Consider the following 17,957-nt stretch of genomic DNA (forward strand, 5'->3'; position numbering starts at 1 on the left):
GGAGAACAACTAAATGGCTCTACCTAAAAAACTCAAATACTTCAATGTCTATGTTAATGGTACATCGTTCGTTGGTGAAGTGGAATCTTTCACACCACCAAAACTAACTCGTAAGTTTGAAAGCTATCGTGGTGCAGGCATGCCTGGTAGCGTTCCAATTGACTTAGGCTACGATGATAACGCACTCACTGTGGAATGGACTATAGGCGGCTTAGCACATGAAGTTTTAAAACAACATGGCGGATTGCTCAATGGCGTAACTTTACGCTTTGCTGGTGCTTACCAAAAAGATGACAGTGAAGATTTTATAAAAGTCGAAATCATCGTCAATGGTCGACATAAAGAACAAGATCGTGGAGAACTTAAACAAGGTGAAAGTAACTCAACAAAAATAACCACACAGTGTACTTATTATAAAGAAATTATTGATAACGAAGAAATAACCGAAATTGATTTTATTAACATGATTGACAAAGTTAATGGTGTAGATCGTTTATCCTCTGCACGTAATGCAATTGGTTTATAAATTAACACATAAAAATTACTATAACTCAGCCCGAAAGGGCTAATTGAGAGATTGATCAATGACAAACACAAATAAAGTAAAACTAAAAACCGGGATTTTATCAGGTAAAAAAATGATTACTGAATTTACCATTCGTAAACCATTAACTGGCGATTTACGTGGTGTTAAATTAATTGATTTTATTGATTTAGATATCGATGCATTAGCAAAAGTATTACCAAGAATTACTATGCCTTCAATTGCTGAACATGAAGTTCTTGGTTTAGATTTAATTGACTTATCTGAAATCACAAAAGTTGTTATCAGTTTTTTGTCCCCGAACTTGAACGATGCGAGCCAAGAATCCCTAACCGAGTAGAAGATGCAATGGCAGATATTGCCTTGATATTTCATTGGCAACCTTCTGAAATGTATAAATTTACTTTAACTGAATTAATGGAATGGCAAGAACAAGCTTGCCAAAGAAACGGTACCCAAAATGGATAATAGAGAAAATATCACATTCCAACAACATTATACAAAAATGGCGCTACCGTTTCGCGCCATTTTTGTGGCTGTTGGTAATTTAAAAAAACAGACTAAAATCATATCAAATCAATATAATAGTTACCGCAAGTTACAATTGAAACTTAATAACGGGTTATCAAGTGAATTAAAACTCACCGATAAAAATAACGCGTTAAAGCTTATTAGACAAAATCGTATTAATTGGTTAACAACATTAAATAATTCTACTAATCAAACTGTAAATAATCATGATTCAACTCGTGTGATCAAGTCCAATATTATTTTTAAACGTAAATTCCCATTATCAAAAAATGATAATCCTAGGAGAAATTTGTTACACAAAAGCCACGCCAATATAAACTACCAAAAACAAAAAACTGATAATTTAAAATTTAAAAACTGTCATAACCATTTAATTAAAACTGTTCAAAAACTGGCTATCGCAAAAATTAACGCCAATAACAAACTCAATGAGCAACGGGGAAAATTAATTAATTTCTCTAATAGCAATATTCAAACACTTTGTCTACCCTTGAATAAAAACGCAATATCTATCCGTAACCGAACGTCACGATATATTGCTTCATGGGTCAATATTCATTATTCAACACATAAAATCAAAAGCCCATATAATAAAAATAGAGATATTATAAAAGCGCATATTAATAGCTTAATTACGCCAAATCATACGGCTGCTCAGATCAATTTTAAAAAAAATATAAACGTAAATAACGACTATTTGAATCGGAATATAAGCTATCCAAAAATTTCAGCTAATCTAAAATTTATAGATAGCTTTACCTATATATTAAATCAATCTGAACCATTTAGGCGTAAAATACAAAATTTGGAATTTGTTACCACTATTCTTGCAATAGATGTATTGGTTAATAACATTAATACAACCAAAACGATTTCACAGCGCGTAAAAGAATGTTTTTTTAATTACTTACCTCAAACAACTAAACATAGTTTTTGGATAGATAAACATCCAACTTTAAAAGCAACATCTGAGCTATTTAAGATAAATCCTATCTTATATACTAAATCAGCTATTAGCCTAATGAGAAACTTAATATCATCTAACAACAAAAAAAGTGAAAGGTTCGATCCAAAGTTAATTCGTCATGATGATTTATCGAATAAAATATTCAATCATACTTATAATAATTTGTTTGCTAAGCTCACCACAACTAAACAAGCCAGTACAGACAAGAGGTTAAATAATAGTTTAGAAACGCTCAAACAAATAGTTAGCGCTAATCAACACTCTCTAATTTCAACTAATAGTTCACTCATCAACAAGACCCTAAAATCATATATTGATGGTTTTTATTTACCTAATCTAACATTCAAACTTATTGAAAAAAGTTTTACTCCCTACAAAATTTTTTCTCAAAAAAAATTCAATGGACTCAAGAAACTGTATTTAGAATTAACCGATAATCCCCATTTACAAATGCTTTTTATAAGAATAGTTAAGGATTTCACCCATCGTTTTAAAAATAAGGTATTGGAGAGTAAAAAAATAATCTTGAGTTTATTTGAAGATACATTGATTGATCATAACTTCATTAAGGTTTTCTACGACGTTAACCTTAAAACGATTAAAAATAATTTCCAAGCCATTGTTCATGGTAATGATGAAATACTTTATTCCATGTGCAATTTTGCTAACAAAATTAATCTAACGCAAACCAACATTGAAAATTATCTAGTAAATAGTCATTCAACGCTAGTTACAAATTTGACTAACAAGTTAATTCAAGGAAGCGCTTCACAGTATTATATCACTGTCAATGCCGCCCCAGGCATGAATGAACAAGAACTTGCAGATAAAATCACTGAAGAACTTGATCGACGAGAACAACAAAAATTATTTCAATTTCGCAGTAGCTTAAAGGATATCGATTAATATGATGATGTGTTATGGCTTTTTTGTTTTTAGCCTAAAAAATTTACCCTATCAGACCATGAAAATAAATAAAAGTTGGAGTTACGTAGCTAATGAAAGAGTGAACAGACGCCCTGCTCTTCAATATACTGGTCCAAATAATGATACAGTTACTTTATCGGGATCAATCTATACTGAAATTACCAATGGTAGACCAAGCCTTGAATTATTGGAAAGAATGGCTTATCTAAAAACGCCATTGCCGTTGATTGAAGGTACTGGTGTACCGCTAGGCTTTTTTGTGCTCGTCAGTGTAGAACGCACCCATAGTGAGCTAAATCGTAATGGCTCACCTCTGAAAATTGACTTTACTATGGTATTAAAAAAAGTCGATATTTCTGACTTTTTTGATGATAGTAAAATCAGCGACATAATAGATATAATCATATAGGTATAAAATGGCAACCCCTAAATTCAAAATTGAATTATTACCAGATAATAATCAACAAAGTAATTCAGATCAACGCGAAGATTTAACTTCATTGTTTGATGCAAGACTTATATCGATGATAATTACAGATAATCGAGGTTTTGAATCAGATACAATTGAAATGCAACTCAATGATGCCGATGGTAAACTCAAATTACCAAAGCGAAAAGCCAAACTCGCTGTTACATTAGGATGGAGTCAAATTCAAGCAACTGATAAGGATTCAGATGACAATATCATCGGGCCTAACATCAAAAACGTTTTTTTGATAGATGAAGTTGAGCACAGTGGTACTCCTGACCTAATGACTATTCGTGGTCGAAGCGCACAAAATACCGAGGAGTTAGAAGAAAAAAAAGAACAAAGTTATGAAAATATTACGCTGGGCGATTTAATTGCTATCATAGCTAAACGAAACAATTTAGCTTATCGTTTTGATAAAGATATTGGGGCCTCGCAAATCTTTCATATGGATCAAACTCAAGAGTCTGATATCTCTTTTCTTACGCGAATGGTAGATGAAGCCGGTGGCGTTGTGACCGTAAAAAACGATATAATGCTCGTGTTTAAAAAAGGAAAGGGACTTACCGTTGGTGGTAAAATCATACCTCCAGCAATTATCAAGCGAGAGTCGGGAGATAAACATCGATTTTTTACCTCTGAGCGAACAGGTTATACAGGTGTTCAAACCTATTGGTATGATTATGCCAACCCAACTAAAAATCCACTTAAAATCATTTATAAAAGTCAGATAGATAAAAGCCAAATTGTATTAAATGGTAAAAACGAAAAAATCAAAATAATTCGATATGTCTATGCCAATAAACAAAGTGCTGAAAAAGCAGCAAAAAGCGAATTAAACAAAATAAAACAAGGTACAGCTCAATTTACCATAGAGTTAGCTAAAGGTAGGCCGGATCTTTTTACCGAAATGCCGGTTATCGTTGAAGGATTCAAAACAGAAATAGACTCGACCAACTGGACTATCATACAATGCGTTCACACTTTAAATAGAAGCGCTGGATTCAAAACAACGGTACATTTAGAAATCAAACTTAAAGACGAAATTTATTATAATGAAAATTAAAGCCTAAATAGTAAAAAAACGCTAGACTTAATTTAAGTTTAATATAAAATTAAGCTTAACTTAATTATAAAAGGTATCAAAATATGAAATGTCCACACTGCCGTAGTAAAACTTTTATCCGTTCAAGTGAAGAAATTAGTAATTTAACTCGAAAACAATATTATCAATGCTCCAATCTATATTGTGGTCACACTTTTACTGCAATACAGTCTGTATCAGAAACTATCGTACCTAGCGCTATTCCCGATCCATCGGTAAATATTCCTATATCACCTTATAGTCGTTATGCTAAACATGCATAAATAAAGATCGGGTTAGAGGATTAAACTAACCCGATTACTTAAAAGGCTCTATCGACTTATTGTCGTTTATAAAATTACACATAAAAGTGTTAGATATAATAAATGTTAAGCTAAATTAAAATAAAAAATAGATCGAATAATTTTAATATAACTAAATAACTTATTGATAGAATGAATTGTCTATATATCAACAATTCATTCTATCATTTTGCTAACAGATAGTCCTTTCACACAAATACCAATAAAACTTTGGTATTATTGAGGGTTAACAATTGCTAAAAGATTTTTTTGACATTGTTCACTAATACTTTCGCGAATTAATTCTCTTTTTTTGAATTCACTTCGCTTATTACTTTTAACATCTTCAATCGATTTTTGAGGCTGATTACACGGCAATTTAAACCAAGCTTTATTATATGAGACACCATTTAATTCTTGCCAAAATTTATCATAATCGAAATCAAATTTACCAAACTTCACATGCCCTTTACTTTTGACAGCGTATATATTTTCGATTTTAAAAAATTTAGCAATTTCCATCATAAAAACCATTATTAAATTCTTAGGCCTAAAACCAAAAAAGTCTTTTGTTAGTTGCTTTAATATCTCATTGCTTGTATGACCTTGTACGCCCGCGATATAAATTTCATTCAATAACGTTATGGTAAAATGAATTGAAAAAACCAACTGTTCACCAAAACGCATAATAATCCTTAAATCTCCTTCTCTTGGATACAAAGGCGCAGTAAGATGGAACGAAATTTTTGCATCATTCTTACCCTCAACTTGAGCCAACATAATACCATCAAGCTTTTTAGAATAAAGTTTATCTATTACACGTGGATTGATTTTTTGATCAATAAAATCAATATGAGAATTTAAAATAGCGAGCTTTTTATTATATGAAATTTTTTCACTAAGATATTTATGGAATATTTTTTCACTAAATGGATAAGGATTTTCCCATTTTTGGTAAGCTAATGGATAGACACTTGAGGTACATTTTTTTTTAAAGTCTGAATAGTTAGATCTATTTAATGTAGCTTTAATATAAAATAAAGTTAATCGCGACTTCATTCCTAGAATTCCTTAATGATATAACAAACAAAAATGGAGATTTTTAAGCCATTATTATGAATTTTTTAAATGATTATATAGTAAAAAAATAATAATGTATTATTTCATCTCATGATAGTAAGTAAAGCCAATAATATAACAGTTTTTTAATTTATGACTTTACGCTTAATATATAAAATAACTTACTCACCAATCGATAATCTTACATAATAATTGATAGAACACATTTTTTACATTATAAAATCGCGCGTTCGCGTTGGTCAAAAAAAGTTGTTACTAAGAAGTTATTTATTGTTTAATTTTCAAAAAAAACTGAATCAATTCTAATTTATGTTAATGTAAAAACTCAATTTAAAAGAAAATAGTCAATGTAGATATGGTGGCCCCTACTGGACTTGAACCAGTGACCAATCGATTATGAGTCGACTTGGCAAAATCATATCATATAGATGATTTTAATATTTAATTTAACTCATTACACAGGTAAGAGGGATAGATATTGTTTGCAAATCATAATTAAATTAAATTTTTTGTCAAGATCAATATTAACACTTTATTTTATCACCGACTTATTTTACTGATCATTATACTAAATTTTAAAATAGCAGCCTGTCGTTGTCTGATAATATTAATAATCAACAAACCGCTATTTATTTAATAGTGTTTATTTATTATTTTAATTGATTAAAATGCTCATTCAAACAAGATCTTATTTGCTCATGATCTGTCGCAATGTATTCTAAAGTTGTTGATAGAGACGAATGACCTAATAATTCTTTAACTAACGTCACATTTCGATCTGGGTGTTTCATCAAGTTTGTTGCTAATGTATGCCGAAAACGGTGCGGTGTAACTTTTACACCACAAGCTTTTGATAAACGCTGAAAAAAAGAATCTATTCTATTAAAATCCATTTCTTTATAAGCACGAGATTTAGATTTATTATTTTTAAAATGGTAAATATTAAACAATTGCATTTTTGGTTTCTTATTCAACATTTTTAATTGTTTCTTTAATTCAATAATATCCTTTAATATATCATCTAAAAGTGGAATTTCTCGTTCATTATAAGTTTTACAGCCATCTTCAATTAATAACAATTTCTTATCTTTAACATTAATATCACAAATACGAATATGCAATAATTGATTACGTCTAATACCTGTATATTGCAATACTTTAATAAGTGTTATCCAGAATTGTGTAGGATAATAAAAATCTTTTATTTTTTCTTCTAACTGCTTTTCTTTTAAGAAATTCAGACAAATATCAATATCATCTTGTGATACAGTCTTTTTTGCTTTCTTACCAGGTTTGAGAAACATCTTATCAAATGGATTTTTTTTTGTGTAATTAATCCATGATCAATCCCAAATCTCATCATTGCTTTAAAATGCCGGCAATAATTATTCCATGTAGTATTTTTACAATTTCTTACATTTAAAATATAATTTCTAAAACTTGATACTTTCTCATGATTGATTGAATCAATATTTGTAAACTCACTATCAAAAAATCGAGTAAATGATTTAACGTATCTTCGATAATTGTGACTACTTTGACTACGCAATGATTTAAAGTCTAGATATGCTATTAACAAATTTTGCCAAGACATGTTTCCTTGTTTTTGCGTTTTTTCGTTCATTAAAACTCCTTGTTAATTGTTTTTGTAAATATTAATATCCTGAATTAAAGTTAAATGAGGATTATCAAGGAATTTATTTTCAATAGCAAATAATGGTTTGTTGTCAATTAGATACCCTTTAATGAAAGTATGGCTCTTTCTTTTTCCAGAAATAATGCATTTCCAGATGTTAAATCCTTCATCGCTAAATTTCATATGAATTTTTAGAGCTTGGAATTCACGTTGATATTGTTTCCAGTTACTTTCATCATCATTACCATTCATATATAAACTGTATTTTTTAAAAATTTTAGGTGTTACCATAAATATCTTACCGTCCACAGTATGAATACATGCGTTTTGATTATTGACTGGCAGTTTTTTATCAATAATTTGGACTCGAACCCACTTAAAAAATGGATGATTATATATATCGTTATTATCTAATGTGTTAGGAATAGGTTCATTAAAAGTAGAAATATTATTATTTTTTGTATCATCACCTTTTATTAAATTATCTTCTAATTGTGAATTTTCGAAATCATCATGCTTATCCATTATTTGTACTTCAGAGATTTCAGTATTTTTATGCTCATTAGAAAATAAACTGAATATTGTATCTTGCATTACAGAATTTTTGTTATCTACAGACTCAGATACAATCTTTAAATTGGTTTTTTCTTCAACTTCCCCTTCATCGACTGGTATATTGTCAGGTATAGGGTTAAAATCACTTTGTACATCAGCTTCTGTAAACAATGGAGTAATTGACCCTTTGAATGATTCTGGAGCATTAGTTATATTATGAAAAGCCACATTACCTGGTATTCGTATTAGTGTTAATTTTTCAGCAATCCAACCAGTTTCTTCTGATTCAATTTTACATGGCCAGATCGTTTTATCACCGTTTGGAATTGCTATTCCGTGCTCTTTTAATATATTAAATATTTTAGCATTGTCAGCTGGTATTTCTGTTATACCATTTTGCAACAAATTAGCTTTCATTTTATCTGTAAATGATTTGCTAATAACCCAAACATCTTTACCATCAAACCAACCATCACTAGCTTTTGGACCATTCAAAACTAATTCTGATTCAATTAAATATCTTATCGAAACGATCATTTTACTCATTAATGATACTGGTTTACTTAATATTTTTGTTGGATCTCCCCCCAGATTATTTGATACAGAAAACATATCTGCTTTTTGTATAATTTCAGCTAATACGCCAGCTTTTTCAGTGTGACCAGAACATAAACTTAAAAACGATTTAAATAATTCTGGGTATTGTGATAACCAAGTGATACTTTCATCAGGCAAAATGCGCTTAATCATAAGTGTAACTGCACAAGGATGAAGAGAATAATCTCTATCTTTTTTGTAATTAAATCGGTATGGTAAATTTAAATTGCTTTGCCATGGATACCAGATGTTACCGTCATTCATTTCAACATGAACATCTACAACCACTTTACCTATATCATGTAATAATGCACCATAGACAACTGCGGCACTCCAAGCTTGAGCTTGTCTTGGAATATCTTCTGCATTAGCTCCGAGTAAGTATGATTGTCTTAGCTTTAATGCATAATTTGCAACTTCGAGTCCATGATCAATCATACCACCTATGTAAGAATGATGATGTGCTTCAGAAGCTGGAAGTAACTGCACTATTTCAACATAATTATTGATAACATCCATATATAACTTTTTGAATCTCTGTTGATCAATTGATACTCGTTGCCAAATTAGTGAGATAAGCTTTTGCCGTAAGGAAGTATCAAGCAATTCTTTTGCAGATTTTGGGATATACCATCCATCTAATCCTGCGATATCATTGGTTACTATGTCTTCTGGTTTATTTTTGACAATAAATTTTTTTATTAAATGAAACATAATCACTATTATTTTTACGATATCAGTAGTCTGTCACTATAAACTCGGTAAGTCATATTTAATATAAAAAAATAAACTTTTATCCAAAGATATTATTGCGATTTTCTACTCAACTAGTATAATCATTCTGTTTTCAGCTACTTTTGTAGCAAACAACGAGAAGATGATCGTTAATTCTCAAACGTTGCCAGTAAAATGGAACGTTCCTTTATTAAGGTGATCACATACCATTAGCCAACAAACTCACTACATTCGTAGGTTGGTAACATCTATTTGATGTTGAGTTCATATAAACTTATCTTTTACTCACCCATAGGGGAATTTTATCCCTATCGGGCATAAATTCTCCTTTTTATTTACTTATTTTTGGAGAATATTATGACTAACTTAACTAATAACACAGTAACTAAACAATATTTTGATTTACATACAACTGGAATTGGGTATTTAAACCGAATCCGTGAAGTTAAAGTAAAAAATGGTAACCCTTATTTATCATGTACAATCGCTGCACTTCGAGGTAATTGTCAAAACGCCGAATATACTTACATTAACTGTAACGTTACTGGTGAAAAAGCAAAAACCTTAGTTGAAAAATGCACTGATGCATTAAAAGCTAATAAAAAAATTTTAATAAGTTTCTGTGTTGGTGATATCTATGCTGAAACATTTACATACGAGACTGGGTCTAAAAAAGGAGATGTTGGAATCAATTTAAAAGCTCGATTATTGAAAATCTCCAGTATTAAAATTGATGGTGAACTTAAATATTCGGATAAAATCGAACATTTAGAAAATCAAAGTGAACCTCAACAAATTGACGAAGAAATTAGAAATATTGCATAATGATTAATAATAAAAAAAGCAAGGAAACTTGCTTTTTTTAATTGTAAAATCAGTTGCTTTAACCCACTATTTGTGATGTAATTGTTCACAGGTTGACTTATGATAAAAAGTTTTAAACATAAAGGATTACAGTTATTTTTTGAAACTGGCTCAGCTAGAGGTATCAGAGCTGATCAGTCAAGAAAAATTAAACATATGCTAACGTATCTAAATGCAATTTCGGATATAGATGAAATTAGAAATTTATGGCGATGTCATCAGCTAAAAGGTGATCGTAGTAATGTCTGGTCACTAACCGTATCCGGTAATTGGCGATTAACTTTTGAATTTAACGATGGCGATGTATTTATACTGGACTATGAAGATTATCACTAGGAGCATTTATGGAAATGTTTAATCCTTCTCACCCCGGTGAAATTTTATTAGATGAAATTTTACCTAATACATTAAATATGACTATTACCGATTTTGCTAAACATTTGGGGTTTTCACGTGAAGCAATATCAAGAGTTTTACACGGTAAAGCTCCTATATCGCCGACATTAGCTTGGCGATTAGAACAAGCTGGTATTAGTACTGCAAGAATGTGGTTATCATTACAATCGCAGTATGATTTATGGCAAATTAAAAGCAAATCAAACCAACCGGAAATAATTCGTTTAGTTCCGTGTTCAATATAGTCTTAATCTACAAACAACATAAGGAAATATCTATTTAATTGATATTTCATTCACTTACCCATAGGGGAATATTTTCTCCTGTGGAAATTATTCTCCTTACTTTAATTCATTAGGAGAATTATCATGACAATTAATTACATCATTGACTTATTTGAAAATAATTATGGATATAAATTAGAAATCACCTTTACTGACAATAACCAGGTTGAGATTATTAATTCTGAGCATAGTTTTAATTCAATTATTGAAGTTGAAAATAAAATCACTCACCTTCTTGGTAAAATTTGGATTGATGGTGCAATAAATAATCGTCCATGTAAAGTTGAACGAGCATCAATAATAGACAATTCTACTAATAGCATAGTGATTAGTGGCTTAGTAAATGCACTATTAGTTCATTGGCAGTTAAACCAAACAACTAGTTTTTCCGAATTTCTGAAACGCAAATTAATAGCTGTTCGTAATATTGAAATAGATAAACTCATTAATCTAGCTCGTTATGAATTAGCTTTATAGATATTTTACACAACAATACCATTTCCATTAGGAGGATGCTCCTAATGGAGGGTTCTCCTTCAATTAAACTATAGGAGAACAATTATGTATATTGAGAATAGTAGAAAACTCTATCTTAGAGATGACATTATAAAAATTGATAAAGATATTTTGTCTAATATTCAACGTTATGATTTGATTAAGTCATTATCTGATGCTGGTGGTGTTGAATTTAATATTTACTGGTCTAAGATGGAAAATTGGCTGAAAAAACAATGGCAATGTAAATATCAAACTGATTTTTATGAAAAAATTGCCATTCGTTTTAATTCATCCTACAAAGAAATGTTATCATCAGGAAATTTTGAACAATGCTTTTTGATCTGTTTTTTAGAACATTTTAAAGAGTTAGGTCATGATGCCTATTTTGACTTATACTCAGAAGCAGTATTAAACATTGATGGGCATATTATTGATAATATTAATGAATTAACAAGTTAATTATAGTATAAAGACTAAATGTGCATAACACATTTAGTCTTTATTTTATGACTATTATTACTTATCATATTGTTAATGGATTTATAATAACAAAAACTGACATATAACATGCCAGCTTTTATCTTATATCACTTATTTTATACTGCAATTAGCTGTCTTGCTAAAGCCACTTCAATAGATTCATCATCAGAATTAAGTATATCTAATCCTGATTCAGGCATTTCACCTGAAGTACTTTGTGATACTGCTATTTTCTTGGCCATGAGCGCAAGACAACTTGTTTGAGCAGAACGTTCATAGCCCAAAAATATAACTTTTACGTCATTTTTTTGGCCAATACGAAACGAACGTTTGGCTGCTTGTTGCAATGTATATACATTAAAACCTGTTTGTAAGAAAATAATGGTCGGAAAATCGAGTAAATCAAGACCTGTTTTAACAAGTTCAGGATTAGTTATGACAACATCATAATCCCTATCAACTTTATCAAGAATCCAATCCTCCCGCTTTTCTGGCGAAACATTAGCTTTCAATACAGCCGTTTTTAATCCTGCTTGCTCAAGAATTTGCTTTAACCTACCAGTTATGTCTCGAGTGCCGGTATACGTTGCGTATACTAATGCTTTTCGACCTTGAGCTTTTTCAGCTAAACACAGTTCAACTAAATACTGCTCTTTGGGTGAAATATCAATTAAGCAGCCACTATTATCACCATTACTAAATATTGATGGCACAAAAGCTATTTTATCTTTTGTCCTTGGATGTATGACCGTTTCGGCTCTAAAACAGCAGTCTGGCCAAGCTAATAATGTATTGAGAACAACCCCCAACAGAGTAGTATCTTTTTTTGCTAGCGCTTTTCTTAACTCACTTTTTAATGTATTAGATAAGCTATCATAATAACTTCGTTGTTCATCAGACATTGAAATATCAATATATTCTTCAGTGTATTTAGGCAAAATGTTATCTCCTATGTCTTTAAGCTTCAGGAATACAGTATAAGGTAACACATAACGTAAAATGCCTTTCGGTCCAAAACCTGGTGCTTTTTGTGTTCTGTGTGAGATCTGATTTCCTTTAGCGGTTTTATGACTATCTCCGTGTTGCTCGGTATAAACATCTTTAATAATTCCGTGGTCTCGCATAAATTCCATAGCAGCTGTACCAAGTGATCCTCTGCTATTGGGTTTGTAGCCATCTTCAATCACCTTTGAGGTTAATACCCTGAAAAGTAAGAAAAATAAATCATCAGCATATCCGCCCATTAAAGTACCAGTTAAAAGTAAAATTTTTTTAACCTGGCTTGCAAGTACCCCCATTGCCTGACCTTGCGCCGACCCTTGATTTTTATACTCATGGCCTTCATCAACAATCAGTAAATCGAAAAAGCCTTGAGGTAAATACCGTTTGATAAACTCAGTCGCTTGATAAGAACCTTCACCAAATCCGAATTCAAGTTTTGCTAAAGCTTTCTCCATTCTTCGAGCTTGTCTATCAGTGAAGATAAAATCACCATCTTCATTCATTAGGTTAACAAAATCTGCGGAGTTATCCGCAAGCATGTCCGAAAGAAAATCATCACCGAATTGATCTATCAGTTTTTCAGCTTTCACTGGTCCAATAAAAGGAATTTGGCACATTGATTTTTTAACCCTGTCTCTGAAGCTTGAATTCGATTTATTTGATGTTCTCATCAATGTCCATAAAGCACTGCCGCATTTTTCACAATTTCCGCGTTTGTCTCGAAAAATAAACTCATGTAAAAGTATCGGCTCTCCCTCATCGTTACGACAAACATTGAAACAATCAGGGCAAGCTGCACATTCACGCTTGATATATTTTGTAGCAACCTCTCCGTGTTCATCATGAATGTTATGCTTTTGATAAACAGGCTTTGATTTCAATGTATGTCTCCAGTGATAGCCCATTCTCATACGAACACGTCCTAAAACGTAAAATTCTGGCACATCAGACGTAATACCCAATCGCAACTCTTGTCTCAATTTGAGTAACTTAACAAGTGTATCTGGACCGTTTAACACCCATACTCTTGCACCTGGTATCGTTTCTAAAATTTCTCGTCGCCATTTATATACAAGATGAGGTGGCGAAATTATCAGATTACGTCGATACTGGGCTTCATAGTGAAGTACTGCTGCCACAGCAATTGCCATTATTGTCTTTCCAGTTCCCATTTCTGCATTGATAATCGCAGCGGGTTCATTCTGATCTAATAACAATTTTGTAACAGCCTGTACAACATGAGCTTGAGCAGTAAAAGGTTTACGTTTTAGCCGATCCATAATTGATTGTCGTTCAAATGACATATCATCCGGAAGATAGACTGGAGGATTAGATGCATTTAAACTATCCAATAATGAATCTTTAAACTCGTTAATAAAACTATTTAAATCAATTTGTATATTTGATGTTACTTGTTCCATTTTTAATCCTTAAATAAAAAGGGATACAAGCTCCCAAAGGGATTGTATCCCTTATGGGTTAATGTTTAAATTAATATAGATTTAATATTCATTTGGCAACATCAACGTAGTTATAAAACCCCGTTCATCATGCCATTCAGTAATAATCCATAGTTTTGTATCATCAGAAAGCTTATAACTTGCAAATAAGCGATCATTTTTTTGTCCTTGTTTTAATACTTGATCATTCAATTTTGTATCACTATCGTCCATATCATCTCCCCAATCGCCATTTCTATAACGACTGAAAGCTTTTGAAACAGCAAGTGCCATATCACAATCATGTTCGGCCAAAAACTTAATTCCTGGTGTATAATAAATCAATCCAGTAAGAACTGAGCATGATTGATTATTCTCAATAATTTCAACATGTTCATCATTTTCATCCAATTCATCAACTTTATTAATTTGAGTCGAAATTACCAATAACGAACCAAATGTTTCAGAATATGGAGTGAAATCCCACGCTTTTATTGAAGGAATAAATTTATCTGTCAAAATTGTTTTTGATTCAACAACAAGGCCCTCATCATCCAAAGTATCTTCAACACTTTTCAACTTTGATTTGTAAGTATCACCTTTGATAATATAAGTTTTACCTGTATTGGATTTTACAATACCGTTAATTTCACCAGCAGCTAGTGCTAGAGATAAATGCCAGTCGGACATTTTACACAACGGTTTACGTTTAGATTCACAACATCTTTTGAAAAAAAGATTAAAGTCATTCCATAATCCACCGATCTTTTTAACTTCCTGCTCTAACTCTACATCAGTAAATGATAACTTATAAAAAGATTTAATTTCACTTTTTGATTCAGGAATTTGATAATTCGGCTTATCTGTCACAGCAATCTCATCAGGAACAATTTTTCCTTCAAAAATAGCCTTAAATTTTGCCTTCATTTCATTTTTTTCCTGAAGAGCTATATCATTTTGTCGAACTTTTCTTCCAAAAATAACAACTTGGTTAAATTGCTTATCACAAGCTGTAAATATTGAAATATCAGTGAACTGACTCGCAATCCAATTTGAAAGCATCTCATCAAGCTGAGTAAACGGAATTATTAATACTAAAATACCGTTATACTGAAGAGACGGAATAGTAAAACGATAAAATATTTTCTCTAATCGTTTGTAGTCTTTTTGGTAATTTGTAATTGCTCCATTATGTTCACTTGTCAAATTTCCATATGGCGGGTTTAAAAATAATAAACCAAAAGAATTAGGTGAAATAACGGTATCAAATAAGTCACTTTTTAACAGAACATCACAATATTTTTCAGCTATATCTGCTCGATATCGATTGTATTCAATACCATACAGTTTTGCCTTATGACTAATTGAATACGTAATATTACTTGCTGCTCGAGCTTCTCCGACACAAGGATCTAAAACCCTAATAGCTGTATTATCAGTTCTTACAAAATGACTAACAATTGCATTTGTTGTAGCATCATCCGTTGGATAATAGCCATTTTTAGCAAAATTATGCGCCACTCGTGGTGATAAAAGTGCAACCATACATACTTCCTATAATAAAGTTAAAATACCATCACGAATATTTTGACTCATGATTTGAGTTAATATTGTGTCGTTTACAATGATTGTTGTTGCATCAATGTCACCAACAATTGCTTTATGTTCTTTAATCATTCCTTGTTGTTTAGCAATCGATACGATTTCGTCAGCCCAATGTTCTAAAAATGGTACAGAGGAAAGAGTTTTAATTGCATCAAAGTAACGATTATATATAGTGGAAATATCTTCTTTTTTATAAATAGAAATCATTGAATTTGAATCACGGTTTGGTTCAATAATGCGTTTATCAAAAATAAAGGCATGAATCAACGAACCAAATAATGTTTTTGTTACTTTCAATGTGCGTTTTGCATAATGCTTTCCTTCGGCTAAAAACACTCGATGATGATTTAACTTAATATCCTTCAAACCATGCTTAGTTGTTTCGCCAATCGTAAGTTTTGCAAAGAGCTCCTGCATTGCCGTATCTTTTCCCCATACAGATAAAAAAATCAGTTCGGAGTCATTATTCGCAATACAACAATCACATTTCAGATCTGGTATATCTTGTAATATAAGAATGTTACTCATTAAAAGTTTCCCCTTAAATCAATATAATCAACCTAAGGAGAAACGATCTCTAGAGAGACCTTGTTCTCCCTAGAGATAAATAGAAAAGTTAAGTTAAAATTGTTCTGGCAATTTATTCCAACATTGGCTTTTATAATCAAAACAGTAACCAAGTTCTATTAACCGTTTTTTCTGTGATCGTATTTTTAAGCGATCCTCTGTTGAATCTAGTTTAACTTGATCACCTATTGGCCACAAAAACCCAAACAGTTCTGCATCACCTGAACTATGGATAATCATAGTTTCTTCAGATTGATGCTCAGAATTAACTTTCTGAACCTCAGATGACTCTCTTTGACAAATAGGGTCTTCTGATATATGTATTATTTCTGAATCTGTTTCATCCAAGTTAAATGAATTAACTAGATCCATATCTTCAATATATGCACAACATTCAATAACAACGCGGTTGCCATAACTATATGAAGAAGATTTGATTTGTTTAATAACAAATGACCCTTCATACTTACCAGCTTCATACTGATCCAAAAGTTTATTATCTTTTAAAGAAAATTCACCGATGGACGTAAAAAGCTTTGCAACATTGAAATTGCCATATTTACCCGTTCTGGTCGTAATCACTAATTCACCAGGTATTGATATCATATTAATGCTCCAGGATAAAAAGTAAAAACCATTACCTCTTTCATCATGTCATGAGGTGAGCTGGTTTAAATAGGAAAACTATTTTTGTAGTTGATGATAATTTCTAACTTGAGTACGCCATTCTTGATTTACTTCAAAATTAGCTAATTCAAGATAATTAAGTGGACATGAATTATATGGAGGAAAAGATGATTCACAATAAAATGAATAGCTCCAAGCCTCGTTAATTTTTTTGATCAAATTACATTTTATATAACAATATTTACCCGCTAGTAAAATATTTTGATAATCATTTGTAACATTAAATTCAATTAATGACCATAATATGGTTAAACCATGAACATAGTCATTACAAACATAAAATTGCAATGTTTTTTCTTCATAATATTTACTATACACAGGAGCAATTAATAAATTAATCAACTCAGATTTAGTATGAATATTATGCTCTGAATACCATTTCATAATAACCCTCCTCAAAAAAAATCAGGAGATATCACCCAAGAGGAGTGAAAATCTCCCCCTCTTGGTTGAAATTATAATTTAGACTTATGTAAGTATTGTTGAATAATTGAACTTAATGATACATCATCTGGAATAGTTGCTTCGCAATTAACTAAAGCAAGGAAATATTCTGTTGAAAGAAGTATGTATTCGTTGGTTAACATGGATATTCTCCTAATTAAGTGAAATAAGGAGAATAATTTCCACAGGAGAAAATATTCCCCTATGGGTGAGTAAAAGATAAGTTTATATGAACTCAACATCAAATAGATGCTACCAACCTAC

The 17,957-nt window shown here is 31.2% G+C and carries 22 protein-coding genes and 1 tRNA gene; 12 read left to right on the forward strand and 11 right to left on the reverse strand.

Annotated elements, in window-relative coordinates; all coding sequences use genetic code 11:
* Positions 1 to 13: 13 nt before the first annotated feature.
* The 7 genes from J3U66_RS02455 (at position 14) to J3U66_RS02485 (ending at position 4,806) form a co-directional block, all read left to right on the forward strand.
* Entirely contained in the window at positions 14 to 526 is a 513-nt protein-coding gene (locus J3U66_RS02455) for a phage major tail tube protein (protein WP_267332711.1), read from the forward strand.
* Positions 527 to 584: 58 nt separating this feature from the next.
* On the forward strand, positions 585 to 884 hold the full coding sequence (locus J3U66_RS02460) for a phage tail assembly protein (RefSeq protein ID WP_065634420.1): 300 nt from the start codon (positions 585 to 587) through the stop codon (positions 882 to 884).
* A gap of 8 nt (positions 885 to 892) precedes the next feature.
* A complete protein-coding gene (locus tag J3U66_RS02465; RefSeq protein ID WP_065634419.1) occupies positions 893 to 1,012 on the forward strand; it encodes a GpE family phage tail protein in 120 nt (39 codons plus the stop codon).
* Positions 1,005 to 2,948 (forward strand): hypothetical protein, encoded by a 1,944-nt coding sequence (locus J3U66_RS02470; protein WP_267347819.1) that lies wholly within the window; start codon positions 1,005 to 1,007, stop codon positions 2,946 to 2,948. The genes J3U66_RS02465 and J3U66_RS02470 overlap by 8 nt, the downstream gene beginning before the upstream one ends.
* Position 2,949: 1 nt before the next feature.
* Positions 2,950 to 3,378 carry a phage tail protein gene (locus J3U66_RS02475; RefSeq protein ID WP_267344215.1) on the forward strand — a complete coding sequence of 143 codons (429 nt, stop codon included), beginning with the start codon at positions 2,950 to 2,952 and terminating at the stop codon, positions 3,376 to 3,378.
* Positions 3,379 to 3,385: 7 nt separating this feature from the next.
* Positions 3,386 to 4,504 carry a contractile injection system protein, VgrG/Pvc8 family gene (locus tag J3U66_RS02480; RefSeq protein WP_267347820.1) on the forward strand — a complete coding sequence of 373 codons (1,119 nt, stop codon included), beginning with the start codon at positions 3,386 to 3,388 and terminating at the stop codon, positions 4,502 to 4,504.
* 83 nt (positions 4,505 to 4,587) lie between these two features.
* Positions 4,588 to 4,806: an ogr/Delta-like zinc finger family protein gene (locus tag J3U66_RS02485; RefSeq protein ID WP_267347821.1), complete on the forward strand. Its 219-nt coding sequence runs from the start codon at positions 4,588 to 4,590 to the stop codon at positions 4,804 to 4,806.
* Between the two features lie 255 nt (positions 4,807 to 5,061).
* Here J3U66_RS02485 and J3U66_RS02490 read toward each other — a convergent pair whose 3' ends face one another.
* From J3U66_RS02490 to mobH, 5 genes are all read right to left on the reverse strand, one after another.
* A complete protein-coding gene (locus J3U66_RS02490; protein ID WP_267332707.1) occupies positions 5,062 to 5,883 on the reverse strand; it encodes a VirK/YbjX family protein in 822 nt (273 codons plus the stop codon).
* Between the two features lie 377 nt (positions 5,884 to 6,260).
* A tRNA-OTHER gene (locus tag J3U66_RS02495) sits at positions 6,261 to 6,325 on the reverse strand.
* Between the two features lie 229 nt (positions 6,326 to 6,554).
* A complete protein-coding gene (locus J3U66_RS02500) occupies positions 6,555 to 7,208 on the reverse strand; it encodes a site-specific integrase (protein ID WP_267347822.1) in 654 nt (217 codons plus the stop codon).
* Complete coding sequence (locus tag J3U66_RS12875) at positions 7,142 to 7,528, reverse strand: phage integrase SAM-like domain-containing protein (protein WP_416379708.1); 387 nt, start codon at positions 7,526 to 7,528, stop codon at positions 7,142 to 7,144. The genes J3U66_RS02500 and J3U66_RS12875 overlap by 67 nt, the downstream gene beginning before the upstream one ends.
* Positions 7,529 to 7,540: 12 nt before the next feature.
* Positions 7,541 to 9,406 (reverse strand): MobH family relaxase, encoded by a 1,866-nt coding sequence (mobH, locus tag J3U66_RS02505; RefSeq protein WP_267347823.1) that lies wholly within the window; start codon positions 9,404 to 9,406, stop codon positions 7,541 to 7,543.
* Between the two features lie 378 nt (positions 9,407 to 9,784).
* Between mobH and J3U66_RS02510 the strand changes: the two genes are divergently transcribed.
* From J3U66_RS02510 to J3U66_RS02530, 5 genes are all read left to right on the forward strand, one after another.
* Positions 9,785 to 10,252 (forward strand): STY4534 family ICE replication protein, encoded by a 468-nt coding sequence (locus tag J3U66_RS02510; protein ID WP_267347824.1) that lies wholly within the window; start codon positions 9,785 to 9,787, stop codon positions 10,250 to 10,252.
* A 99-nt stretch (positions 10,253 to 10,351) separates the two neighbouring features.
* A complete protein-coding gene (locus tag J3U66_RS02515) occupies positions 10,352 to 10,627 on the forward strand; it encodes a type II toxin-antitoxin system RelE/ParE family toxin (RefSeq protein WP_267347825.1) in 276 nt (91 codons plus the stop codon).
* Between the two features lie 8 nt (positions 10,628 to 10,635).
* Complete coding sequence (locus tag J3U66_RS02520; protein WP_267347826.1) at positions 10,636 to 10,932, forward strand: HigA family addiction module antitoxin; 297 nt, start codon at positions 10,636 to 10,638, stop codon at positions 10,930 to 10,932.
* A 123-nt stretch (positions 10,933 to 11,055) separates the two neighbouring features.
* A complete protein-coding gene (locus tag J3U66_RS02525) occupies positions 11,056 to 11,448 on the forward strand; it encodes a hypothetical protein (protein WP_267347827.1) in 393 nt (130 codons plus the stop codon).
* A gap of 84 nt (positions 11,449 to 11,532) precedes the next feature.
* The gene (locus J3U66_RS02530) at positions 11,533 to 11,928 is read left to right on the forward strand and encodes a hypothetical protein (RefSeq protein ID WP_267347828.1); all 396 of its coding nucleotides are present in this window, start codon (positions 11,533 to 11,535) and stop codon (positions 11,926 to 11,928) included.
* A 137-nt stretch (positions 11,929 to 12,065) separates the two neighbouring features.
* On the opposite strand, the gene J3U66_RS02535 is transcribed toward J3U66_RS02530, so the two are convergent.
* The 6 genes from J3U66_RS02535 to J3U66_RS02560 form a co-directional block, all read right to left on the reverse strand.
* Positions 12,066 to 14,372 carry a DEAD/DEAH box helicase gene (locus tag J3U66_RS02535; protein ID WP_267347829.1) on the reverse strand — a complete coding sequence of 769 codons (2,307 nt, stop codon included), beginning with the start codon at positions 14,370 to 14,372 and terminating at the stop codon, positions 12,066 to 12,068.
* A gap of 81 nt (positions 14,373 to 14,453) precedes the next feature.
* On the reverse strand, positions 14,454 to 15,935 hold the full coding sequence (locus J3U66_RS02540) for a DUF6094 domain-containing protein (RefSeq protein WP_267347830.1): 1,482 nt from the start codon (positions 15,933 to 15,935) through the stop codon (positions 14,454 to 14,456).
* Between the two features lie 9 nt (positions 15,936 to 15,944).
* Positions 15,945 to 16,523: a hypothetical protein gene (locus tag J3U66_RS02545; RefSeq protein ID WP_267347832.1), complete on the reverse strand. Its 579-nt coding sequence runs from the start codon at positions 16,521 to 16,523 to the stop codon at positions 15,945 to 15,947.
* A 93-nt stretch (positions 16,524 to 16,616) separates the two neighbouring features.
* Entirely contained in the window at positions 16,617 to 17,168 is a 552-nt protein-coding gene (locus tag J3U66_RS02550; RefSeq protein WP_267347834.1) for a DUF3275 family protein, read from the reverse strand.
* A 78-nt stretch (positions 17,169 to 17,246) separates the two neighbouring features.
* Complete coding sequence (locus J3U66_RS02555) at positions 17,247 to 17,633, reverse strand: hypothetical protein (protein ID WP_267347836.1); 387 nt, start codon at positions 17,631 to 17,633, stop codon at positions 17,247 to 17,249.
* Between the two features lie 71 nt (positions 17,634 to 17,704).
* Complete coding sequence (locus tag J3U66_RS02560) at positions 17,705 to 17,836, reverse strand: hypothetical protein (RefSeq protein ID WP_267347838.1); 132 nt, start codon at positions 17,834 to 17,836, stop codon at positions 17,705 to 17,707.
* Between the last annotated feature and the right edge of the window lie 121 nt (positions 17,837 to 17,957).

It is taken from the genome of Gilliamella sp. B2969 (genome assembly GCF_026536195.1).
Taxonomy (GTDB): domain Bacteria; phylum Pseudomonadota; class Gammaproteobacteria; order Enterobacterales; family Orbaceae; genus Gilliamella.